Origin of the sequence: Acinetobacter seifertii (assembly GCF_000368065.1) — a bacterium.
Taxonomy (GTDB): domain Bacteria; phylum Pseudomonadota; class Gammaproteobacteria; order Pseudomonadales; family Moraxellaceae; genus Acinetobacter; species Acinetobacter seifertii.
Window position 1 is genome coordinate 1,755,321 of the sequence record NZ_KB851200.1, and the last position, 24,682, is coordinate 1,780,002.

Below are 24,682 nucleotides of genomic sequence, written 5' to 3' on the forward strand. Positions count from 1 at the left end.
CCTACGGCTTTATCACCCACAACCATTGCAAATGAGTCTCATTTATATATACTTTACTCACTTTTTTGAGCCTAGTCAGCACACTTGTTTGTTCGCTTGAATAGTCGCTCTTTTTTAGCCTTTCACGATTTTTATATCACTTAGGTATACTTATGTTTGCTTTCTCCCCGCGTAAAAATTTAATTACTGTTGAAATTTTAAAACATAGTAGCCCCTTACTTTTATCCCTCATCCCGATCATGTCTTGGGCAGAAACAACCGCGATTCAACCAGCACAACTAGAAACGATTAAGGTTCAGGCTGAAGCAGACTCAAGCTATATCGCAACACAAACAGCGTCGACGCTTAGAGGCAAACAAAAAAATCTAGAAAGCCCGCAAACTGTAAACGTTGTATCGAAGCAATACATGAAAGATTATTTGCCTGCAAACTTGGACAATGCATTGACCCAAGTCAGCGGCATTACGCAGGGTAATACTTTAGGCGGTACACAAGACACAGTAATGAAGCGTGGCTTTGGTGATAACCGTGACGGTTCAATTACCGTAAATGGTATGCCAATTGTGCAAGGCCGAACCATGAATGCGGCAGTTGAACAAGTTGAAGTTTTAAAAGGCCCATCTTCATTGCTCTATGGCATTATGGACCCGGGTGGTGTGGTCAATGTCATTACAAAAAAACCTGAGACTACCCAGAAAACTGAACTTTCCGTATACGGCTCAAGCTTTGCTGCGGGTAAAAATGGTCTAGGTGCAAGCATAGATACCACAGGTGCAATTAGCGACAGTAACTTTGCTTATCGCTTTATTGCAGATCATTCCGACGCAGACTATTGGCGTAATTTTGGTAATCTCAAACAGACTTTAATTGCTCCATCTGTAGCATGGGATAATGGTCAAACTAAAGTGAACCTGAGTTATCAATATCGTCACTTTGATGTGCCATTTGACCGCTCTACCGTTTTTGACCTGAAAACTAATAAAGCCCTCCCTATCTCTAAATACCAACGCCTAGATGAAGCGTTTAACCAAATGAAAGGCGAAGATCATTTGGCGCAATTGTTGGTAGATCACCAAATTAATGATAACTGGTCGGCTCACTTCGGCTATACCTATAACTATGAAACCTACGATGCTAACCAGTTACGCATAACCGATTTAGATACTACCAATCACACCGTTACACGCAATACCGATGCGACGTTAAACGCAGAGAGTATAGACAGTAACGCGCAAGCATATATCACAGGTTCAACCAAACTGTTCGGTTTAAAACATGATATTCAGTTCGGTTCAGACATCGAATACCGTAAGTATTTCCGTCCAGATATGGTTCGTGGCAGCACCTCGACATTAGATTATTTAAATCCAAGTTTTGATACTGTTGAAGCATCTCGTGAGATCAGTGATAAAGATAGTGATCAAACCGATAAACTGCATACCTATGGTTTTTATGTACAAGATGCAATTCATTTAAATGAAAAATGGATTGCTGTGCTGGGTGGACGTTACCTGAACTATCAGCAAACGGCTGGACGTGGCAGACCGTTTAAAGAAAACACCAATACCAATGATGATGCTTGGCTCCCACATGCAGGTTTAGTTTATAAATGGAATGACCAGCTTTCCTTCTATGGGAGCTATACCGAGTCACTCAAACCAAACTCTTCAATTGCGCCTTTGGGTGGCGATGCTGTTATTAACTCTGATGTTCAACCTGAACAAGCCAAGTCTTACGAAGTTGGTGCAAAATATGAGTTAAATGACCGTATTAAAGCCAACTTTGCGCTCTACGATATTAAAAAACGTAATGTTCTAGCCAAAATCACCAACCCATCAACCAAAGCAGTCGAACTACACACTACTGGTGCCGTGCGTTCTAAAGGTGCTGAACTCGACCTGACAGGACGCGTAACCGATCAGCTTGATGCGACCCTTACCTACGCATATACAGACGCGAAAGTGACTGAAGATGAAATTGGCCTTGAAGGCAATCGCTTGAATAATGTAGCGAAAAACACTGCTTCTCTCGCATTGGCTTATAATTATGGCGAACTTTATAACGGTAATTTACGTTTTGGTGTAAGCAGTAATTATGTTGGCAAACGTGCTGGGGATTCAAAAAATACCTTTGACCTGCCTGATTATACCCTTGCCAATGCCTTTGTAAGTTATGACACCACCATTGCAAAACAAGCAGTTACGTTCCAATTTAATTTAAATAATATTTTTGATAAAACTTACTACACAGCCAGCGTCAATAATTTAGCCGTGTCTCAAGGTGACTCTCGCCAAGCGGTATTACGTGCAACTTTTAAATTTTAAAACATGGGATCAGAGCAGTGCCTGAATCACTGCTCTTTTGAGAACATTATGAAAAAGCTTCTTTCTACCCTGATGATGGTCAGTGCACTGTGTGTATGGACATCTTCTATTTATGCTCAAACACGAATTGCCCTCATCTCTCAAGTTAAAGGTGCTTCAGCTAGTACAGATATTGCCATTCAAAAATACTTGCAAAGCAAGGGCTATCAAGTTGAGGTATTAGATCAATCTGTTTCACCAAACACCTTAAAGAACACTGATTTAGTCATTATTTCATCTACTGTTGCTTCTAAAAACCTTCAATCTGGTTGGCGTCAACTGCCCCTTCCACTCATGACGTGGGAAAACGATTATCTTGATGACTTGGCTATGACAGGTAAACGTATAAATACCGATTTTGGCGAAGTCGAGAAAGAACGTTATTTGTGGTTGGTCAATGCACCGCATCCCCTCTCTGCACAGCTTCCAGCTGGAACTCATAATGTATATAAAGCTCAAGCGCCTATGAGTTGGGGTAAGCCGGGTTTAGGTGCCACCATTATCGCAACGATTTATGGACAACCTGAAAAAGTAGCAATTTGGGGATATGAAAAAGGTGCAACCATGGATTATGAATCTTTAGCGCCAGCAAAACGTCTTATGTTCTTTCTTAACAATGACACGTTTACCAATCTATCTGACGATGGCTTAAAACTGTTTGATGCCTCAATTCAATGGCTCACTAACAAATAAAATCATTTATACAGCTCTCAAGGTCTTATTGATTACACCTTGCAGAGCTGCGATTAGTAGACAACATTCACACGAACCCAGTCTTCATACTTTGTAGCCTGCACATTGGTACTCGACTGAATGACTCCATAAATAGGAATATTTTCTTTCATTCCTGTTGCGATTCCTGAATGCATTTTACTTGCTACATTTCCCCAAATTTGAGTATGTCCTGCATCTTGATACAGTATATATGCGACAGAGGCAGGACTTGTAGCAGATTTAAGTTCAAAATTATTGTCGGAAGTTACGGCCAATTGATACGGTGTATTATGGTTACATTGGACAGTTACATCGGTTCTAGCGGCAGCGACTGGCTGCGCACGAACAACAGAACCGAAATCTAAATTTCCTTGTGTTGAGACTTCGCAACTTTCTACAATGGTTAAACTAACCTTTAATGACGTAGATGCGCTTGCAGCCTCTGCACTATTTATTAAGAGTATTCCCATAAGAGAAAATAAGGCGTGTTTAATGAGTTTCATTTCTTCTCCTTATCTTTATGTTCTAATGTCTTTTCAAATTTATAATGTCATTTTTCTGTTTTACTAAAGAAACAGTTTTTTCAGGTTCGTTTTATTTATAAAGCTTAATATTGCATACTGTCAATCGATAATAATCACATGATTTTCATATTATTCTTATAATTTGTGATGGATTAAACGTAATTCATTTAGTTTAAAAAGTAGTTGATGTTTTTTATTTCTATTAATTACATTTCTTCACTTATTTAAGAATTACTCAATTAATCTTCCGAAAAATTAAAGTTTTATGATTATATTTTTAGATAAAATATTTGTATTCAAGTTATTAAAATGTCGCTCCACAAACTCATATAAAATTTTTATCAATTAGAGGGTTTTACAAATACTTTTAAAGCAATCTGTACAAGACAATAAAAAAACAATCAGTTATTCCTTATTTTTTTAAAGATTTTAGCTGCTTTATCAATAAGTTTAGAAACTTGATCTGTATGAGAAATTAGGGATGAATGATTCGGATTGACTACTATTGCACTTGAGTGAGTCTGCTTTGAAATTAATTCCTATATTCGAGGCTTCAAGGTATTATCATTAGCTGTGATGAAATACCATGTTGGTTTTACACGCCATGCGACTTCATAATTTTGAGACTGAGAAATTCTGTACATTCTCGCAATTGCATAAAAAAGGTGATCAAAATAATATAAAGCCCAATAAAATATAACTTTACATATTGTTTAGCTTATAGATTTAATACTAAGAAAACTGTGAAGTTAAATTTAAAATGAATAATTCTAGTGACTAAAACCTTCCACCTTTAACTCGAGAAATCATGGATATGAAAAAATATTTATTATTACTTTTACTTAGCTTCTATTCGATACATTCATTTGCTTCGGACAAACTACATGGCAGTGTTTGGAAAACCATTGATGATGAAACAAATCAACCTAGAGCACTGGTAAAATTTAGTGAAGACAAAAATGGGCTTCTAACTGCAAACATTGAAAAAATCCTTGTTCCAAGTGAAGCCAACAAATGTACGATGTGTGAAGGCACTTATAAAAACAAATCTTTAGTTGGTTTAACCATTGTCAAAAATTTAAAAAGCGTAGGTAAAAATAAATATGACAAAGGATCTATTCTCGACCCTCAGTCAGATAAAACTTATCGCTTTAGCGTAACAGTATCACCAGACGGCGAGAAACTTACCGCGCGTGGCTATATTGGTATTTCTGCAATTGGCCGAAACCAAACGTGGTATCGAGTTAAATAACTCTTGAACTAGCTTGTGACCCACTCTCTTTAGCTACTCACCGATCATAATTACGGTCTATATGTGCACTATATAAATGATGTATGTAGACATTGTTATGATCGGTACTTAGCCTGAATAATCAGTGTGATAATGACGAAGAGCGAAGGTATTGCAGCAATCACAAACAAATGGGTAATGACCAAGAATTGAGAAAGATATCCACCGAATAGCGGCCCAATCACCGACCCTAAACGAGCAATTCCAATACTCCAGCCTACCCCTGTAGTACGAAGTGAAACTGGATAATAACTGGCAGATAAGGCATTAATAGCAGGCTGCCCACCAACAATTGCGAAGCCAGCTATAAAAATAATTATAAATAGTAAAGCAATATGGCTAACAGCATAGCCAATTAAAGCAACACTTATCACGGCAACGATAAAAACAGGAATGAGTACTTTATAGAATCCTGTCTTATCAATTTTAAGTCCCATCACAACACTACCAATCGTTCCGCCTAACTGTAAGGTAGAGCCAATCATTAATGCCTGATTTAATGAAAGACCTGACTCTTTGGCTAAAGTAGGTAGCCAATTCGCCAGAAAATAGAGACTGATCATATTTAAAATACTGATGATCCAGATGGAATAGGTAAAAAATGCACGCTGATTTTTAAACAATTCTAGTGGCGACTTTTTAACCTCAACTTCAGTGTTATTATTGATTTTTATTTCTGAATTGAATGTTAATGCAGGATAAAATTTCTTTAACCAAAATAAAATTTTAGGCGTGTTTTTGTTATCTTCACTCAGAAAATATAAAGATTCTGGCAGTTTAAAGTATGTAATAAAGAAAATAATTAAAGGGATAATACCGCCAAAATAAAAAATCGACTGCCAACCGCCCCAAGGAACGAGTAAGGCAGATATACCGCCCCCCAACATTGCCCCTACCGTATAGCCACAAGAAATGACCATCATGGTAAAAATACGAGATTTGTATGGAACAATTTCGGAGCTATAAGCCATCACATTTGGCATGATACCGCCTAAAAAAATTCCTGTAACAAAGCGGATTACTGTCAATTGCTCAATATTGCCGACATGTGGTGTTAACAGCATCAATACCGAGAACATAAAGGTCGAAATCAGTAGTATCGGACGGCGACCAAAACGATCAGAAAGTGAACTTAATAAAAATGATCCGACAAACAAACCAAATAAGCTTGCACTAAACACCACCCCTAACATGGTTTTTTGAACACCCCAGTCTTCTATAATCATTGGGGCTGCGTAAGCCATAGACTGAATGTCATAGCCATCCATAATCATGAGTAATAAACAGGTGATCAGAATAAATTTTTGATAACGTCCAACTTTTTGCTGATTGATCAAATCACTTAATGCAACTTCTTTCATGGTATTCCCTTCTCCATGACATGCTTTAAATTAATCTATTTTAATTACGTTATTCGTAATTTATTTACGATTGGCGTAATTAAAAATAGCAATATTACTCACATAAAGTCAAAAAAATATTTTTTATAATATAAACAATGTATTAGGTGTAATTTTTACAAATTCATCATCTCAGCTTATTGCAAGCGGTCTACGGTCTGCTCATCTAACAAAAATCAAGCAGACCATACATGCTATTAGCTAAGTTATTTTAAAATTCAGACAAATATTTAAAAAAACGGCTCCATTACCGCATCTCTTTCTTCCAAACTATTCGAGCTTAAAACTTGTAGCAACAAACCATCTATCAGGTTTAAAACCATATTGGCATCGAATTTTGGCTCGCGAATTTCTCTGCTAAAAATCAAATTGAAAATCTGATTAAAAACGCCTATTTCACGGTAGTACTATAAAAACTGTCAATAGCATTCACCATTTCCGATAAACCCGGTTGCTCTAAAGGATAGTGCCCCGCATTTTGCAATATCACGGTTTTTACAGGAACTTTGTGAATACGACTAAGAAATGGCGTACTCAAATCAAGCGGCGTCCAACGGTCTTTTTCCGGTTGGGTTAACAAGACTGGGCATACATCAAAATCTTCAGGCGCAATCTCTGGTTTGTAATGTATATAGGTATCTAAAAAAGTAAGCGAAACCGAGTTACCAGCCGAGGTTTTATCTTTCATAAAGACCTTTAAAGCCTCTTTGTTATTTACCAAAGTACTCATTTTACTTGCCCAGCTCATTGGAACCCGCATAGATGCCAACGGTGTTTTTGCAGTCAAATGCGTAAGTGGTGTGCCTACCCGACTCATAAATAAGTTACTCGCTACTGTGTCTCTCACCTTTTTGTCACTTGTATCAAGGAAAGTCATGCCAACAATTGCTTTTACTTTTTTATTCTTGGCAGCAACATGATAGGTCAGCATTCCACCTGCACTTAACCCATACAGTACAATCGGACGGTTATCTTTTGCCAATTCAACATCAACTAAGTCACTACCCGCCTGCACCCAATCGTTATAGCGAATAACTTTGCCTTTCCCCACTTGTGTTACGCCATAGCCTGGCATATCGACTGCTATTGTTTCATACTCCCGATCTGCCAAAGGCTTACCCAAAATCATCGACATTTGACGGCCATTGGTGCCTACACCGTGAAATAGAATGACCTTAATTTTTGCATTTGGGTTTCGGTAAGTATCTAAATGAATGTTATTGCCATTCCAAGCCCACCATTCTTCTTTGGGTAATTGGTCTTTAGCAATATGAAATTCTTGGGGAAGAAATTGTTCAATTTGTTGCCAAGCAACTTGATTTTGATAGCCCATTGCCGAGTCTCCTGTTTTTATTTCTTCAGCAGCAGATATATGTGTGACACAGACCAAGAGGCCGATTACGCTCATTTTTTTAATTAAATACCGCACCACACCATCGGATTTTCTTTCTTGAATAGTATTCATTTTTATCCTACTTATTCTTGGTCAGTATCTAAATGTTAGGTGTTTAGCTTTAAATTAACTATGGAGGTTTAGACGTAAATTTTATTATTTCGGTCAATTGCACCATTTATGCTTTTAAAAAATAAAAAAATGCTCCATCACTACATCTCTTTCTTCCAAACTATTTGAGCTTAAAACTTGTAGCAACAAACCATCTATCAGATTTATCACCATGTTGGCATCGAATTTTGGCTCACGAGTTTCTCCGTTAAAAATCAAATCAAAAATTTCATGGAGCAGCCACTTTCGATATTCAACTGCCATGCGATACGCCTGTGGGTAAAGTAGTTTTATTTCAAAAATAGCTTTAAGTAAAAAGTTATACAGACTGTTTAAATTGGCATGCAAAACCACTATTTCTTTGAGTTTATCGATTGATGTGCGGTAATGGTTTGAATAAATAATAGAGAGCACTTTTTCTTTGAGCAGGCTCTTTTGAAAAGCGATACACATTTCAATAAGTTTTTCTTTTGAGTAAAAATAGTTGTAAAGCGTACCTTTGGCAATTTTGGTTTCTTTAACAATCAGGTCTACGCCTACATGATGAAACCCATGTATCGTAATGAGTTGTATGGTGGTTTGAACGACATGTAGTTTTTTGGAAGAGCTTTCTAAATTTCGCATAGTTTTACCGTTATAAAATTCTTGTTGTTTCTAAAAGAAAAAAGCTGTGCCCTTTTGGGAGAAAAAAGGCACAGCAAAGCCATAAAGACTGTGCTTGGCACATCTCAAGTTTTATTGTTGATACAAATTTTGAGCCGTAATGACTTAAAGCCTGAAAACCTTAGGGCGTTCAAGCTGCTTTAAATTTTTAAGCTGTGTCGTTATAGCTTTTGGCAAAGGCTGCCAAGAAATAATGGATGTGCAAAGCCAACTCCTTTTTTATTGGGAGTTCTGCCGACATTAAAATTATGGTGGCAGAACGAGAAAGGGTTAGCAGACTGGTGAAAGATATAACCAGCACACCCGAAGGTGTCCCTCTCCCGTCCTACCGCTACGGGAGGAGACTAGGAGTTTACACATAAGAGTATTCCTCAGACGGAATAACTCTGATGCGATCTTTCATCACGGTCTGCTAAAACCGACTGGCAATGTGGCCAGCAGGCAAAGAATAGTGCCCAAGTTTAGTGGCGTCAAGCACACAAAATGACATTTGTTTTAAATTAGATCATTAAAAAAGTAAGGCTAAACAATGAGTAGGTTATTGTTAAATTGGGGTTTATAAAATGCTGACATAAGGCTAAATGGCTATTATTTCTGCTTGAAATATTTCAAATACATTGGTTCAAATTTTATAAAAAATCATAAATTATACAAAATAGTCGTAAATTCAATTCACTACATAGATATTCGTTTCATAAATAATAAATTAATAAAAGCTCATTACAGGGGATGTAAATATGTAAGTTTATTCCCTCCCATTTATACAAGTATATTTATTTATCAGGGATTTCTTCTTCAAGTGGTTTACGGACATATGGTATCAATTCTTTTTTTATTGCTCCAAATAATTGAAAATTTTGCTTAGCCATATTTAAGCTAATGCCATTTGCTCCTCCCATATAATCAGGATCTTCATTCTGAATATTATCATCCTCCCAATAACAAACTGGGCAGATTTCAAAAGAACCATAAGGTAAGTCATCAAATGTAAGATAACCACAACATGGACATGCATAAGACACTATTTTTCTCCCCTCTTTGTCTATATCAATAAATTATACCATCTGTAGATTTAAACATATTTTATGGATAACCCATGCATGTAATCTTTATTTTTGGCATTCAAGACTAAAACTTTTTATAGCTATTAAAGCCAACTCCTTTTAATTAGGAATTCTACTGACACATCAAAGTTATGGTGCCCAAGTTTATTGGCGTCAAGCACACAAAATGACATTTGTTTTAAATTAGATCATTAAAAAAGTAAGGCTAAACAATGAGTAGGTTATTGTTAAATTGGGGTTTATAAAATAGATATAAAAAAGCTGAATCTAGTTATCTATAATCAGTCTACTGAAGGGATCTTATGCTTCAGTAGACTGGTGAAAACCATCAAAAATAAATGCAGAAAAATTTAACCTACAGAAACTCTAGTTATACCCAAATATTGTGCGACTCTGGGAATTTTACTAAAGCAAAACTTTTCGAGTAATAAAACAACAATTAAGGTTAAACCCAGTAACGGCAGTATTATGCCTATAGTTATGATTAATACTTTCAATGATAGGCTTAGGCGGTAAGGTAAACTTATAGGTGGAGCACCTAGCTCATGTTGTGGTTTCCGCTTTATCCACATGAGTAGTCCACTGATACTCACTAAAATCAGAGCAATGACAGTAAACACACCAATCATAAGATTTAGTAAACCAAACATTTGACCTTCATGAATCGCAACGCCATATCCAATCAAACGATCAAGCAGCAGTTTATTTGCAAATGTCTCATGTTTAATCACGTTTCCATGTTCATCAAAAATAAACGTTTCTCTTAAAGGCCTATTTTGAGTTTGTGATGAAATGCTCCAAGTCCCTGCCATTGCACCTGAAGGTTGAATTTGTATAGGTGGCTGTAGTTTGAAAGTATCAACTTTTGAAATTAAGTCGTCCAGTATATGTGCCTGTTCAACATTCAATCGAGTGGTTTGGGATACCATCATATGATGATGCTCAGATTGCATATGTTTAACAGCTTGGTCGAACTTTTGTTTTTGATGATGTGATTCTTCTTTGCTACTGGTCGTCCAATCTTGCTGAACTACAGTTGGAGCAGACCATTGACGAATATTCTTTAGCATCCCGCCCCATGAAGCTGTCCACGGTAATCCTGAAATGATTAGAAATATCGTAAAAAATGCTACCCAAAAACCTGTCACCGCATGGATATCTTTCCAAAAGGCACGGCCTTTACGGTTTAATCGCGGATAGACCATACCTCCAAATGAAAGCTTGCCACCTTTGCCCAACCATAAATAAATACCTGTCACAATCATGATAATGGTCCAAGAGGCAGCAATTTCTACAACTCTAGAACCATTATCACCCAGCATTAGCTCTCCATGTAAATGAAAAACCTGTCTGGTAAATTGATCATCTTGATTAATGATTTTCAAAATTTCTAAAGATTCAGGATGAATATAAACTTCTGCATTTTTCGCGACTAAAACACGAGTTGCAGAATGCTCATTTGGCCCAAGTTCTACCGCAGAAAAAATAGAGTTTGGTACTGCTTTTAAAGCCGCATTCACCTGAACTGATGGCGAATTGGCTTGGTGAATAACCAAATTGTTATATGGTCGATCAATCCACTCATCAATTTGTGGTTTAAAAAGATAAATTAAACCTGTAAGTGAAAGCCATAAAATAAAAGGTATACAAAATAAGCCGGCATAAAAATGCCATCGCCATACTGTTGTATAATTTAACCCTTGTTTTGGGTTTTTCTGTGTATGTATTTTCTGCTCTGTACTACGCTGTATCATCTGCATAGTGCGACCTCCATAGAAAAATACAGCGATTAAGACTAAAAGCTAAATCTCTGTATTTTTTACTCATTCAACAAAATGCAAGATTAAAAGGTGTATTTAGCGCCAACGGTTACTGCTAACGGCAATGCATAACTTGGAACAGTACCTGAACCTGAGGTATTTACGCTGCCATCGGCCAGATAACTTAACCCTTGATCATAGTAAGATGTGTCACCAATATTTTGAGCAATCAGGTACAACTTTAACTTGTCATTGGCTTGATAATTGACACTAACATCTGCTGTCAGTGCGCCATCATTTTTCTGGGTATGTGCTGTATTGTTCCAGTAGTCAGGGAAATCTCTTAGTTGTAAAGCGATATTGAGTTTGTCTGTTGCTTGCCATGCAGCTCCAGCACTCACATTCCACAAAGGAATTTGACCAAGTTGTTGTCCAGTCGGTGTCACAGAAGCTGGATTAGTGGTCGATACTAGTTCTGCTTTAGTTCTTGTATAACCAGCGTTTAAACTAAGCCTGTCAAATATCTGCCAGTTTGCAATAAGCTCAAAGCCCTGCATTTTTGCATCACCAGCATTAATGTACTGTTTCAAGGTTTGAGCAGAAGTAACGCCCGTACCACAGTAGTTATTGACCACTGAACATCCTGTTTTTACAGTCGCATAGTCAATATAGTTATTTACTTTGTTGTTAAAATAAGTGCCTGACAAACTAAAGTCTTGGTATTTGAAATCGAAACCAGCTTCAGCACCCTTGTTGGTTTGCGCCATTAAATCTGTATTTGGAATGGTATACCCCGTCCCACTCACAAAACTACGATACATTTGATTTAGTCCAGGCGCAGAAAAGTTTTTGTACGCAGCAGCACGTAAATCTAACATATCATTGACTTGATATTTTAAACCTATACGTGGATTAAAATGATTTGATGACTGATCTGGCAATGCATTATTAATATCACTGCCGCGATAATTTCCATAGGTTTTTGCATCACTTGCTTTCCAATAGTCTTGACGTAAACCTAAGGTAATATCTAAAGGAATAACAAATGGTCTATACACTCCCTGAGCAAATATTCCTGCAAATTGGTGATTTGCTTCTGCAGTAATATTCCCCTGATATCCTGAAGCATTATAAATATTTAATGGATCTTTAACTCCAATTTGGCGGTAGTCCACACCAACTTTTAAGTCTGTTAAGTTTCTCCATGCCGTTTGTAAATACATCGATGTTCCAAAGCTATCGTATTCTGCTTTTTCTTTTTGACTCACGAACGGCGTACCATTATTTGGTGTTGCTAAGGTATACCCATTGTTTGAAGCATTCTGGGTCTCCATTTCGGTATATTGATACCAACCCAGCATATTCAAGGAAGTGTCTTTGGTAATATCAGTCTTACCACCTAAAGATGCTCGATAGGTATTCCACTGGTTATTTGCCAAAGCATAAGTCGAATGGTCTTCACTGGTTTGACTAGCTTGTAAAGTCAAAAAATATTGCGAGAAGTCTGTAGGCGTATAAGTTGTCTTAAAATAAACATTATCTGTCTGCGACTGGGTTGTTGTCATTGCAGGATGTCTATATTGCTCTGGTATTTGTTGATAGCCATCCGATCGACTTCCGTCATAACTTAGTCCGACTTCCCAATGATCATCAATTTTATAGCCGGTGCTTATGCCATAACTTTGACTATCAAAACTACCGGCACTCACACTTAACTCTGTTTTATTTTCAGGATGACGAGTAATAATATTGATTACCCCACCCATCGCCATATTTCCCCACAAACTCGTTGCGCCGCCGCCTCGAATGACTTCAATTCTTTCAACTTGATCCTTTGGAATTTGTGCCCAATTGATTGTACGAAAGTATGGATCATTGACTGGAATGCCATCGAGTAACACAAGCGTTAAGCCATTGGTTGAAGTGCCAAAACCACGAATATTAAGCATTTGCCCTGTAGGATGAATTTGTGTTGATGGCCGTGCAGGCACAACAATTCCTGGAATTTTATTAATAATTTGATCAATGCTTGTTTCTGGCGCATTTGAAATTTGTGTGCGCGTCAATACAGTTGTACTGATGTCCATATCTTTTAGCGCAGTACCACGACTCGCCATAACGGAAATTGTTGGTAATTGATCAACAGACTTTGCTGTTTCATTTGTGATTGATGGAGTGGTCGCTTCAGCATGAGCTTGTTGTATACCTAGCGTGATCAAGCTCATCGCAATAGTTAAAGCTTTAGGCAAATAATGTTGTTCAGCAATATTCATAAAATAACCCAATTCGGATCAGAATTTTTCAATACGATGACTCCATACCAAGCCTTATTGAATGTCGTTATACGACTCAATAGACTCAAATAAGGAAAAATAATGAATTAGATCAATTTCATACAAGTTGTATAAAATTAAATCGCGAACTGAATTTGGGGGGGAGCTCTATTCTGGAACAAATAGAAATAGAGTTTTTGATGTAACTTAAAGAAATATGCTGTTAGAGCAACTCGAACGGGTTCACAAAGCAAAATACTCAGTAAAATGAGTAAACAACTCAGTAATACTGGATTAAATTGATGTCCAAGAAGTAAACAGAATTTACACGATAAGCTATTAGCATGCTGATCATTAGCAGAAGTATCAGAGGCTTTTATATGCTTGATAAGCTTTGAATGCTCTTCACTTTGTACATGTACTGTATGCTTCACTGAAGCCTGTGTATGATGCATTTCATGTGCTTGATGACTAGAAATTGATGGCATTACACTTACACTGGCCAACTGTTCACAAATACCGAAATTTAGCTCAGGATGTTTTACAAGAATAGGCGTAATAAAAACAGAAAGCTGCATTAGCCATGCAAAGATGGCTAAAAAAATACAAGCAGTCCGATGATTCAACATACGCAATGTACAAAAAATGAAACAGGCAGATTATAAAGATTTTTTTAATTATTGTTAGATATATTTATCTCTATTCACTCGATTACCAATTGTGGCTAATTAAACTTATAAAATAGGAAAAATCAAAGTTTTATAAAAAAATCTATTTATGCCTTTAAGAAGTCAGATTTTTTGTTATAGTGTTGCGCAACTGATTTCCATAAAGTGATTATTTGGGTGTCAATGGTTTTAGGCAGATTGCTAGGTTTAGCAGCAATCTTGTTACAAATCGCTGTTTTCTTACAGCCATTACTACCAGAGAAATATCAAGTTTCTCCAGTATGTGAGACTATTGCCCAAGCACTTCAACTCAATCACTCTCCAGAGCAGCATTCTCACCATTCAATGCATCATGATGATTTATCTCATCATCAAATGCATGATATGACCTCTTCTTTCGTCACCAAAGCTGAAGCGAAGCAAAATACGACACATCATCATGATGCAGGTCATCAATGTCAGTACTGTGTTGTTTACAGTCACGTGTTGCCTTTGCCAGATCTGGATTTAAAACAAATTCTAGTCAGAATTCAGGTTCGGTTTCTTGCTTTTCTAGAAAACTTTTTTCATGTTTTCTTTAAGCTTCAACAGCTCTTTCTTATTCCCCAAGGCCGCGCCCCACCTTTATTACTATCAGTCTAACTTGATACTCAAAACTTTATGTTTTGAAAAAATTATATTTTTCAAGAGATTATAGTAATGCTTTCTTTTCAAAATCATGCTCTTAAACGAGTAGAGATAACTACAACTGTCGTTTTAGCAAATCAAATAAAATTTGAGGTGCTCCTATGACTCTAGGTTTAACAGCACTTGAATTGGCTCGAATCCAATTCGCATTTACCGTTTCATTTCATATTATTTTCCCTGCAATCTCGATTGGTCTTGCAAGCTTCCTTGCTGTTTTAGAATGGCGTTGGCTGCGTACTAATGACGCTATCTATAAAGATCTCTTTAAGTATTGGGTCAAAATCTTCGCGGTTGCATTTGGAATGGGCGTTGTCTCTGGTGTGGTCATGAGCTATCAATTTGGAACCAACTGGAGCGAATTTTCACGATTTGCAGGTGGAGTTACAGGCCCTTTACTCACCTATGAAGTTCTTAGTGCTTTTTTCTTGGAAGCTGGTTTCTTAGGAATTATGCTGTTTGGCTGGGGACGTGTGGGTAAAAAAGCTCACTTCTTCGCAACGCTTATGGTTGCGATAGGTACCTGTATTTCAATGTTCTGGATTTTATCTTCAAATAGCTGGATGCAAACCCCTCAAGGGTTCTCAATTGAGAATGGCATAATAGTTCCACAAGACTGGTTTGCAATTGTATTTAACCCTTCCTTCCCTTATCGACTTGCGCATATGGCAATCGCAGCTTTTATGGTTGCAGCTTTACTTGTAGCAGGTACCGCAGCTTGGCATTTAATTAAAGGTCGCCGTGACGAGTTAATAAAAAAGTCATTTTCTATGGCTCTTTGGCTAATTTTAATTTTAGCGCCAGTACAAATCTTTGTCGGTGATGCACACGGTTTAAATACTTTAGAACATCAACCAGCAAAACTTGCAGCAATGGAAGGTCATTGGGAAACCAATCATAACGAGGGAATGCCACTGTACTTATTTGGTATTCCAGATATGCAAGAAGAACGCACTAAGTATGCGGTTTCAATTCCAAATCTTGGAAGCTTAATTCTTACTCACTCCAAAGATGGTAGCGTAAAAGGTTTGAAAGATTTTGCACCAGAAGATCGTCCGAATTCGACTGTAGTATTTTGGAGTTTTCGAATTATGGTCGGGCTTGGCATGCTTATGCTGCTTTTGGCACTTACAGGATTATGGCTAAGAAAAACTGGCAAGCTTTATGAGAGTAAATGGTTTCATCGCTTCGCTTTAGTTATGGGCCCGTCAGGTTTTATTGCTTTACTTGCAGGTTGGTTTACTACAGAAGTTGGACGTCAACCTTGGGTTGTTTATGGGGTCATGCGAACTAAAGATGCATTATCTCCCGTATCGGCCGAACAAGTCGGACTCACGCTCATTATTTTTGTTTTGGTTTATTGCATCGTATTTGGAATCGGCATTTATTACATGCTGAAATTGATCAATAAAGGGCCTGAGTTCATTTATAGCCAAGTTAATGAAGTTGGCGGTGTTGGACACTTTAAAACACCAATGCGCCCGCTAAGTGCAACTGATGAACATATTGACGATCAAGGACAAGGAGCATCTTCATGATTGATTTATCTTTGATCTGGATTGTCATTATTGCAATTGGCGTATTTATATATGTTGTACTTGATGGTTTTGATCTAGGCATTGGAATCTTGTTTCCTTTTATCAAAGACCAGCAGGAACGCGATGTAATGATGAATACCGTTGCACCTGTCTGGGACGGTAATGAAACATGGATGGTACTTGGCGGTGCTGGTTTGTTTGCGGCATTTCCGATGGTTTATTCAGCAGTTTTATCTGCTTTATATTTACCTATTATTCTCATGGTGATCGCTCTAATTTTTCGCGGTGTCGCTTTTGAGTTCAGATTTAAGGCGAATCGAACCAAATACTTATGGGATGCTGCTTTTATTGGAGGTTCTGTTTTATCAAGTTTCTTACAAGGCGTCATTCTTGGTGCGTATATTCAAGGTATCCATGTTATTGATGGTCGCTATGCAGGCGGCGGATTAGATTGGTTAACGCCTTTTTCAGTTTTTACAGGGTTCGGCGTAATCATTGTATATGCAGCACTCGGCTGCGGTTGGCTGATTATGAAAACTGAAATGCAATTACAAACGAGTATGTATCGCTTAATGCCAAAACTAATTATGACGCTATTGTTAGTTTTTATTGCTGTGAGTGTTTATACCCCATTAGCTCATCCAGTTATTGCAGCACGTTGGTTCAATGCGCATCAGCTTCTTTACTTTAGTCCGGTACCTATTCTGGTCGTAGTTTTTACTTATCTCACCATTAAAGCCTGTCAAAAACAGCAAGAATCAATGCCCTTCTTATATACCTTGGCTTTAGTATTTTTGGCCTATACAGGTTTTCTGATTAGCATTTTTCCATACGTTATTCCGCCATCAATTACAATTTGGGAAGCCGCAGCGCCTGCCAATAGTCAATTGTTTGCGCTTATAGGCGCGCTCATACTTATCCCTATTATCATCATCTATACCATTATGGCTTATTGGGTGTTTAGGGATAAAGTACGTGTAGGTGATGAAGGTTACCACTAAGAGTAAATGACATGAAATTATCTAAATTCCAATGGTTTATTTTACTCTGGGTTGCTGGTTTCTTAAGTCTACTCACTATTGCAATGTTCTTTAGATTACTTTTGCAGCTTGCTTATTAAAGGAGGATCACACAGTGGATATGCCCTCCATCATGCAAATGGACGAGCAAGAGTTTGGCTATGAAATTATCAGAGCACGGCGCCAAATGAAAATTTCACAAGCTCAACTTGCAAGTAAGCTAGGAATATCAATACGCACTTTAGAAAGTTGGGAAAGAGGAATTAGGCACCCTTCTAAACCGTCTCAAGCACTTATTCGGCTATTTATTAAATCACCCGAATTTGTTTTGAAAAATCTGACTTAACAAGAAAAGACCATGCACAAGCATGGTCTTTTCTACTTTATTTTTTTACTTAATTAAAATTTATCAAGGTACTTAAGCCATCTAGCAAACTTGCCAGCTATTAATGTTATGTTATAACATAACATTAATTTCATAATTTAAGTTCTTAATAAATGAATCTTGTTCTCCCAGATATCTCTGCCGAGCCAACTTTACCAAATGCTTATAGTTACCGCCTTGATTGGGTCGGTATGGAAAACATCGCCTTGCCAGTCCGTATTGAAAATACTTTATGCTCAAGTCACGTCAATGCTTATGTCAGTTTAGATGATCCCTTAGCAAAGGGCATCCACATGTCACGTCTATATACACGTCTTTTAGAGTTAACATCCCTCGAAAATATTAATATGCTCGATCTAAAATTAGTCTTAGAAGACTTTTTAGACAGCCATCAAAATTTATCGCAGCATGCAAAAATTGAAATTCACAGTAGCCTTTATATCGAACGACCAGCATTAGTCAGCAAGCTTTCAGGGTGGAAAAGTTATCCTTTTGTTTTGTCATGCCAACTCTTTAATGATCAATTCGAGGCAGAATTAAAAGTCGAGATTCCCTATTCTTCAACCTGTCCATGTTCTGCTGCACTTTCAAGAAACATTATTCAACAACGGTTTGAGTCTGCCTTACAAAACCAAGAAATTCGGCTTGATCCACAAGACATTATGAGCTGGTTAAATACCACAGATGCAATTGCAGCAACGCCACATAGCCAAAGAAGCTTTGCCCTCCTTCAATTTAAATTAAACCAAGACTTTCACGACATTCCACTCATCGCGTTTATAAACCAAGCTGAACTAGCCTTAATGACACCCGTACAAACTGCTGTAAAACGGGTTGACGAACAAGCATTTGCGGTTGCCAACGGTCAAAATTTAATGTTTTGCGAAGATGCATTAAGACGACTTTATGGCTCATTTATACATCACAAATATATTCATGGTTTCAAATTTAGAGTGACTCATGCAGAAAGCCTGCATGCACATGATGCTGTGGCTCAAGGGTCTTGGCAGTGGTAGGACATTCTATAAGCAACCGACACTATGCGTTATTGGGTTGAAAAAACCTGTGTTTCTCATGAATTAAATAATTTCAGCTTACGCCTCTCGCCATCTCAACTTAAATAAACTGATATCAACGGTAATCCCATGCTACGTAAAAACCCATCTGGCCATCTCCCTGTTATTGATCAATCAGCCTATGTCGATCAAACCGCTATTATTTGTGGCAAGGTCATTGTTCATGCCAATGTATTTATTGGCCCTTATGCCGTAATTCGTGCAGATGAAACCGACGAAAATGGAGAAATGGAACCTATTATTATTGGCGCAAATTCCAATATCCAAGATGGTGTTGTGATTCACTCCAAAGCTGGTGCATCAGTTGTGATTGGTGAAAGTACATCAATTGCTCATCGTTCAATTATTCATGGGCCTTGTGAAATTGGTCACCATGTTTTCGTGGGTTTCAACAGCGTCATATTTAACTGCAAGGTCGGTAATTACAGCGCTATTCGCCATAACGCAGTCGTCGACGGACGTGATTTACCGAACCATTTTTATGTTCCTGCAATGAGCTACATCAACCCTAAAACTGACTTAGCACAGTACCCTCCGGTTGATATCTCTATCAGTGAATTTTCAGAGAGTGTTGTCTCAACAAACATTGAGTTGGTTAAAGGCTATAAGGCATTACACAATGAGTTTTAAACCCTATTCTAAAATTATTATTCGAGATGCCAATGTAGTAAATGAGGGAAAACAGCAATGTGTAGATGTACTTATTCAAGATGGACGAATCGAAAAAATTGCGCCAAGCATTCCTCATGTTGTTAACGCTAAAACAATTCACGCTAACGGAAACTGGTTAATTCCCGGAATGATCGATGATCAAGTCCATTTTAGAGATCCAGGCTCAACCCATAAAGGCAGTATTGCTTCGGAATCTATGGCAGCAGTCATTGGTGGAATTACCAGTTATATGGATATGCCCAACACAAATCCACCAACCCTATCTTTAGATGCCTTAATACAAAAAAAGTAAATTGTTGCGCAATATAGCATGGCAAATTATGCCTTCCATTTTGGAGTAAGTTCTGCAAATTTAGATATTGTTGAACAGCTTAATCCCAAGCTCATCAGCGGTGTAAAAGTTTTTATGGGCGCCTCTACTGGCAATATGTTGGTAGATGACCCACAAGTGCTTGAACGTTTATTTGCCAATGTCCCAACCATTCTTTTAACGCACTGCGAATATACACCGCGCATTAAAGAAAGAGAAAAATTATATTTTGAGAAATATGGTGCAAACATTCCAGCACATATGCACCCTAAAATTCGGGATAAACAAGCCTGTTTTGAGAGTTCACGTTTAGCTGTCTCTTTAGCAGAAAAATATGGAACTCAACTGCATGTTTTACATATTAGTACAGCCAAAGAATTATGTTTGTTTAAAGATTTGCCCTTAAATTTAAAGCACATTTCTGCGGAAGTATGTATTCATCACCTTACTTTTGATGAATCAGACTATGCTGCGCTTAGCCATTTAATTAAATGTAATCCAGCCATTAAAACTCAACAAGACAAAGATGCACTTATCACTGCCATCGCTCAAACTAATCGCTTAGATATTATTGGTACAGATCACGCACCACATACATGGGAGGAAAAACTACAATCCTATTTAAAAGCACCATCTGGCCTTCCGTTGGTTCAACATGCTGTTCCAGCACTCATGGAACTTGTGGCAGATAAAAAAATAAGTATAGAAACAATGGTGAAGAAAACATCACACCAAGTCACTGATTTATTTAAACTCAAAGATCGAGGATATATACGCGAAGGCTACTGGGCAGATTTGGTTCTGCTTAAAGAAAATAAAGAAGCTATTACTGTTAAAGATCAAAAAAACTATATGCGATGTAACTGGACTCCATTTCAAAACAAAAGCTTTCGCTATGAAGTTGATACAACTATTGTTTCAGGACAGTTGGCTTGGCATCAAAATCAGTTATTTTTAAGTTGTCGAGGTAAAGCATTGGACATAGACAGATAACTCAAGTGAAATTTAAAAATAATTAAATTAGATGCTATAACTTGTTCAAATTAAACCATAAAAAACCCGCAAAATATTGCGGGATTTTTTGTAGTTCATTGAATTACCAATGACCACGTCTGTCATGATGTCGTTCAAAACCACGTTCACGATGTGCTTTATTATGATAGTACCCTTTACCATGGTGATTGCCATGATAGGCATAAGCTTTACCATGATGCATACCGTGATAAGCATGACCATAACCATGATGTGATTCGCGATAACCATGGTCTTGTGCAAAGGTCGGAGCTGAAAGCGCAATGACCAATGCAGCGAAAATATACTTAATGTACTTCATACAAAATTCCTTTTTATTGTAGTACTGGAATTTAAAGTAAGACATAAGTCGGTAGCTAGTTACAAGTGATGATCTGTACTAGAGTGTAAGCTACTAAGCAAAGATAACAAGCAACTCAATCTTAGATAATGAAAGCAAAATCTATCAGTAGAATTTTGCTTCACCAATCGGACGAGTTTTAAACCGTCTATGGAACCACATGTATTGTGTTGGGGCGATTCGAATTTGGTTCTCAATAATTTTATTGACGCGTTCAGCATCATTTACTTCGCATTCACTTGGAAAGTTTTCAAGTTTAGGTTCGACGAGCACATTGTATTGAGGGTTTCGAATATCTCCACTTCTATAAAAATATAGCGGTATTGCAACAGCATTTGAAATATCCATAAGTCTACGGTGGGCTGTTACTGTTGCCGCCTGTATTCCAAAAAACGATGCCATCACACCTTGCTTCAAACCAAAGTCCTGATCAGGGCTATACCAGATTGCATGACCATTTTTCAGTTTCGAAATTAAGCTACGCATGTTGTCTTTCGCAATTTGGTTTTTATAAACCCGAGCGCGACTACGATGAATGAGAAAATCCATAAAAGGATTATTTTGCGGTCTATACACCACATCCATATCAAAAAATAAGGTACACGCAGCGCCACCAGCATCTAGTAAAGTACTATGTGTGCCTAACAACAAGACACCCTTATCCCGATTCTGTTCTAGATGTTCCAAGCCTTCTATACGAACTCTTTTTTTAAACCATTCAGGACAATACCAAGCGTTTAAGGCTTCAAATATCCCTATCATGGTATCTTTAAAGACTAGTTTTGCTTTGGCTTCAATTTGCTCAGGTGTTTTTTCAGGGAAACAAGCTTGTAAGTTTCTTAATGTTGTTTTCCTTCTCGAAGCTAATAATATCCAAGCAATTTTTGAGAAAACCTTTGCTAAACGCCACTGGATTGCCCAAGGCAAGTAGGCAAGAAACATGAGAATAAAAGCTGTGAACCAGATACCCCAATATTTTAATGATAGAAAGGAAAATTGAAACTGCCCAGATTGATACTGCGGTTCAGATTTCGTCATACTGTAAATATCTAGAGGTATAGGTTCTCATCCTAACACAGCCCGAATCTACATCCGTTTGCAAAGTGTGTCTTAATATGTAGATTAATTTATTAGAAAAATTTATATAGCATGATGACAACCCGCCATGTTTGCTTTTAAAATTATATAATATTTAACAATTACTTATATTATTTTAGTTATCTAAATTGGTTTTTAAATGATAGATAAAAATTAGAAATCCACACCTCGTATGACTTGCAGAAATTCTGAATATTCATCTTCATTTTCAAAAGTAAACTCTACGTCTGAGCCATCTGCGAATCGAACAAGAACAGAACTTAAATCAGAACTGGTTGTAAATTTAACAACTTGTTCAAGATTATAATGTGTTGAACCTACTTGGTAATATTTATATTCTCTTGGCATAACAATGTTCTATTATTTTATGAGATGTCACCACTATAGAACAAAATTTAGATCTGTTTTACTTATTTATTAAAAGTTGGCAACTGTTTAATAAAGTCATTTAACGGCATTGGAACGCCCCATAAATAACCTTGAAACTCAATACAACCATTATTTTTAAAAGCATAAAATTGTTCGGCCGTTTCTATTCCCTCTACTAACACTCGAAGGTTTAAATCTAGACCAATTTTAACAATACCCGAGACTAATTTATAAGTAAGCATCCGCTGAACGCCATCGCCAAGTTTTAACGGGGTTCAGGTTTCCAGCGGTGAGGTAGTAATTCTTCTATTTGGGGCACTTTATGTGTTGGCAACCTTTTCAGCACATCACTTAAATAGGCATACGGATCCAAGCCATTCAGCTTTGCTGACTGGATTAAAGTCATGATATTGGCAGCTCGTTGACCACTGCGCAGCGAACCTGCAAATAGCCAGTTCTTACGCCCCAAGGCCCAGGGACGCATTTGGTTCTCTATCCAATTATTGTCAATGGGTAGATTGCCATCATCCAGATAGCGGCTTAAAGCAGTCCAACGTTTTAGGCTGTAATTGATCGCCCGGGCGGTTGGAGAACTCGATGGCACCGTCAGCTGATGTTGGTTGAGCCATTCATATAGTTGTTGCATGACCGGTTGACTATGCTGTTGTCGGTATTCGCAGCGGTCTTCCGCTGTACCATCCGTCTTTTTTCTTAATTCTGCTTCTATCGCATATAATTTCTGAATCAGCACTAATGCCTGTTCAGCGACCTGACTTTTCTTGGTCACATGTAGTTCATGGAATTTACGACGTGCATGTGCCATGCAGCCCACCTCAATGACCTGACCTGATCTAAAGCGTGCTTTATAACCACTGTAATCATCACAGACCAAATGACCCTGCCAGCCTTTCAGGAAGTCTTCAGCATGCTGGCCAGAACGGCTATCTTGAAAGTCATAGATCACTGCCTGAACTGGATTGTACTGTGTGCTGGCATAGGCCCAGACATAACCTTTTTTGGGCTTTTTCTCATTTTCACCCATCTGCATGACCGTCACCGGTGTTTCATCTGCATGGATCACCTGCTGTTGCAGTACCACCTGTTTTAAGGCATTGGCCAGAGGTTCCAGTTCCACCCCACAGCGGCCAATCCAGTCAGATAACGTTGATCTAGACAGATCAACACCTGCGCGTAGAAAGATTTGACGTTGACGGTACAAAGGCAAATGATCGGCATACTTTGACACCAGCACATGGCTAAGCAATTCAGGTGAAGCAATGCCTTTATCAATCACATAGGCTGGCATCGCTTGCTGAGTCAGAGTGTCACACTGATCACAGACCCATTTACCACGCACATGCTGTTCCTTATAGAACTGTGCCGGTCTGAAATTCAGTTTTTCACTGACATCTTCACCGATACGACGCAAGGTACAGCCACAACTGCATTGTGTTGATTCAGGTTCATGCTCAATACGGAGGGTGTGTAGATGATCTGGCAACAGCCGACGTTTAGGTTTGTTGACTGGGGCTTTCTGTGCAGCTGCATTGGTTTTATCTGCATTCAGTCGTTCCAGTTCCAGATCAACCGCTGCAATATCTTCTTCAACCGCTTCATCCCAGAGATGGATTTGTTTTGCGGTTAGATGTTCGTTTTTACTGCCGAATTTATGCTGTTTAAATAGTGCAAGCTCATGCTCGTATTTTTGATTGAGAATAGAAAGATGTTGAACTTTAGAATCTAATTGCTGATTGGTGACTTCAAGATGTTGAACTCTGGCATCTAATTGCTGATTTGATTGTTCCAGTTGTTGTTTAGATTGTGCCAGAGACTGATGCTGCATCGCCAACTGTCTGGTAAATTCCAGCAGTTGTTCATGGGTCAGTTGGCTTAAATCAGGCAGCGTATTCATGACCGCAGTATGCCTGAGGTCAT

The 24,682-nt window shown here is 37.9% G+C and carries 21 protein-coding genes and 3 pseudogenes; 10 read left to right on the forward strand and 14 right to left on the reverse strand.

What is annotated here, in order from left to right; all coding sequences use genetic code 11:
• Positions 1 to 152 precede the first annotated feature (152 nt).
• Both F985_RS15755 and F985_RS15760 read left to right on the forward strand, forming a co-directional pair.
• Positions 153 to 2,324, forward strand: coding sequence for a TonB-dependent siderophore receptor (locus F985_RS15755; protein ID WP_004702582.1), 2,172 nt, complete (start codon positions 153 to 155; stop codon positions 2,322 to 2,324).
• Positions 2,325 to 2,372: 48 nt separating this feature from the next.
• Complete coding sequence (locus tag F985_RS15760; protein WP_004702583.1) at positions 2,373 to 3,056, forward strand: hypothetical protein; 684 nt, start codon at positions 2,373 to 2,375, stop codon at positions 3,054 to 3,056.
• 53 nt (positions 3,057 to 3,109) lie between these two features.
• Here F985_RS15760 and F985_RS15765 read toward each other — a convergent pair whose 3' ends face one another.
• Positions 3,110 to 3,580 (reverse strand): Csu type fimbrial protein, encoded by a 471-nt coding sequence (locus F985_RS15765; RefSeq protein WP_004702585.1) that lies wholly within the window; start codon positions 3,578 to 3,580, stop codon positions 3,110 to 3,112.
• Between the two features lie 835 nt (positions 3,581 to 4,415).
• On the opposite strand from F985_RS15765, the gene F985_RS15770 reads away from it, so the two are divergent.
• Complete coding sequence (locus tag F985_RS15770; protein WP_025465118.1) at positions 4,416 to 4,853, forward strand: DUF2147 domain-containing protein; 438 nt, start codon at positions 4,416 to 4,418, stop codon at positions 4,851 to 4,853.
• A gap of 95 nt (positions 4,854 to 4,948) precedes the next feature.
• On the opposite strand, the gene F985_RS15775 is transcribed toward F985_RS15770, so the two are convergent.
• From F985_RS15775 to F985_RS15805, 8 genes and pseudogenes are all read right to left on the reverse strand, one after another.
• Entirely contained in the window at positions 4,949 to 6,253 is a 1,305-nt protein-coding gene (locus F985_RS15775) for an MFS transporter (RefSeq protein WP_004702588.1), read from the reverse strand.
• 269 nt (positions 6,254 to 6,522) lie between these two features.
• Positions 6,523 to 6,675: pseudogene (locus F985_RS26180) on the reverse strand (TetR/AcrR family transcriptional regulator); the annotation flags it as partial.
• 8 nt (positions 6,676 to 6,683) lie between these two features.
• Positions 6,684 to 7,757: an alpha/beta hydrolase gene (locus F985_RS15780; protein WP_004702591.1), complete on the reverse strand. Its 1,074-nt coding sequence runs from the start codon at positions 7,755 to 7,757 to the stop codon at positions 6,684 to 6,686.
• A gap of 114 nt (positions 7,758 to 7,871) precedes the next feature.
• Positions 7,872 to 8,420 carry a TetR/AcrR family transcriptional regulator gene (locus F985_RS15785; RefSeq protein ID WP_004702593.1) on the reverse strand — a complete coding sequence of 183 codons (549 nt, stop codon included), beginning with the start codon at positions 8,418 to 8,420 and terminating at the stop codon, positions 7,872 to 7,874.
• An 812-nt stretch (positions 8,421 to 9,232) separates the two neighbouring features.
• Complete coding sequence (locus F985_RS15790; RefSeq protein WP_004702596.1) at positions 9,233 to 9,481, reverse strand: CPCC family cysteine-rich protein; 249 nt, start codon at positions 9,479 to 9,481, stop codon at positions 9,233 to 9,235.
• A 392-nt stretch (positions 9,482 to 9,873) separates the two neighbouring features.
• Positions 9,874 to 11,283: a PepSY-associated TM helix domain-containing protein gene (locus F985_RS15795; RefSeq protein WP_004702597.1), complete on the reverse strand. Its 1,410-nt coding sequence runs from the start codon at positions 11,281 to 11,283 to the stop codon at positions 9,874 to 9,876.
• Between the two features lie 83 nt (positions 11,284 to 11,366).
• Entirely contained in the window at positions 11,367 to 13,556 is a 2,190-nt protein-coding gene (locus F985_RS15800) for a TonB-dependent receptor plug domain-containing protein (protein ID WP_004702599.1), read from the reverse strand.
• Between the two features lie 137 nt (positions 13,557 to 13,693).
• Positions 13,694 to 14,185, reverse strand: a complete 492-nt coding sequence (locus F985_RS15805; protein WP_004702600.1) for a DUF2946 family protein — start codon at positions 14,183 to 14,185, stop codon at positions 13,694 to 13,696.
• 222 nt (positions 14,186 to 14,407) lie between these two features.
• On the opposite strand from F985_RS15805, the gene F985_RS15810 reads away from it, so the two are divergent.
• The 7 genes and pseudogenes from F985_RS15810 to F985_RS0104520 all read left to right on the forward strand — a co-directional run bounded on the left by F985_RS15810 (position 14,408) and on the right by F985_RS0104520 (position 20,901).
• Entirely contained in the window at positions 14,408 to 14,866 is a 459-nt protein-coding gene (locus F985_RS15810) for a DUF2946 family protein (protein ID WP_004702602.1), read from the forward strand.
• 146 nt (positions 14,867 to 15,012) lie between these two features.
• The gene (locus tag F985_RS15815; protein ID WP_004702604.1) at positions 15,013 to 16,446 is read left to right on the forward strand and encodes a cytochrome ubiquinol oxidase subunit I; all 1,434 of its coding nucleotides are present in this window, start codon (positions 15,013 to 15,015) and stop codon (positions 16,444 to 16,446) included.
• Positions 16,443 to 17,447 carry a cytochrome d ubiquinol oxidase subunit II gene (gene cydB, locus F985_RS15820; RefSeq protein ID WP_004702606.1) on the forward strand — a complete coding sequence of 335 codons (1,005 nt, stop codon included), beginning with the start codon at positions 16,443 to 16,445 and terminating at the stop codon, positions 17,445 to 17,447. The genes F985_RS15815 and cydB overlap by 4 nt, the downstream gene beginning before the upstream one ends.
• A gap of 139 nt (positions 17,448 to 17,586) precedes the next feature.
• Positions 17,587 to 17,811, forward strand: coding sequence for a helix-turn-helix domain-containing protein (locus F985_RS15825; RefSeq protein ID WP_049065792.1), 225 nt, complete (start codon positions 17,587 to 17,589; stop codon positions 17,809 to 17,811).
• 152 nt (positions 17,812 to 17,963) lie between these two features.
• Positions 17,964 to 18,866 (forward strand): GTP cyclohydrolase FolE2, encoded by a 903-nt coding sequence (gene folE2 / locus F985_RS15830; RefSeq protein ID WP_004702611.1) that lies wholly within the window; start codon positions 17,964 to 17,966, stop codon positions 18,864 to 18,866.
• Between the two features lie 129 nt (positions 18,867 to 18,995).
• Positions 18,996 to 19,556, forward strand: coding sequence for a gamma carbonic anhydrase family protein (locus F985_RS15835; protein ID WP_004702612.1), 561 nt, complete (start codon positions 18,996 to 18,998; stop codon positions 19,554 to 19,556).
• Positions 19,546 to 20,901 (forward strand): annotated as a pseudogene (locus tag F985_RS0104520) (dihydroorotase). The gene F985_RS15835 and the pseudogene F985_RS0104520 overlap by 11 nt, the downstream one beginning before the upstream one ends.
• A 103-nt stretch (positions 20,902 to 21,004) precedes the next feature.
• Here the strand turns inward: F985_RS0104520 and F985_RS15840 are convergent.
• From F985_RS15840 to F985_RS15860, 5 genes and pseudogenes are all read right to left on the reverse strand, one after another.
• Positions 21,005 to 21,241 carry a hypothetical protein gene (locus F985_RS15840; protein ID WP_004702617.1) on the reverse strand — a complete coding sequence of 79 codons (237 nt, stop codon included), beginning with the start codon at positions 21,239 to 21,241 and terminating at the stop codon, positions 21,005 to 21,007.
• Positions 21,242 to 21,385: 144 nt separating this feature from the next.
• Complete coding sequence (locus F985_RS15845; protein ID WP_004702619.1) at positions 21,386 to 22,318, reverse strand: LpxL/LpxP family acyltransferase; 933 nt, start codon at positions 22,316 to 22,318, stop codon at positions 21,386 to 21,388.
• A 213-nt stretch (positions 22,319 to 22,531) separates the two neighbouring features.
• Positions 22,532 to 22,726 carry a hypothetical protein gene (locus F985_RS15850; protein WP_004702621.1) on the reverse strand — a complete coding sequence of 65 codons (195 nt, stop codon included), beginning with the start codon at positions 22,724 to 22,726 and terminating at the stop codon, positions 22,532 to 22,534.
• Between the two features lie 62 nt (positions 22,727 to 22,788).
• Positions 22,789 to 22,977 (reverse strand): annotated as a pseudogene (locus F985_RS15855) (EAL domain-containing protein); the annotation flags it as partial.
• Positions 22,978 to 23,012: 35 nt separating this feature from the next.
• Entirely contained in the window at positions 23,013 to 24,659 is a 1,647-nt protein-coding gene (locus tag F985_RS15860) for an IS66-like element ISAba17 family transposase (protein ID WP_001094416.1), read from the reverse strand.
• Positions 24,660 to 24,682: the final 23 nt, after the last annotated feature.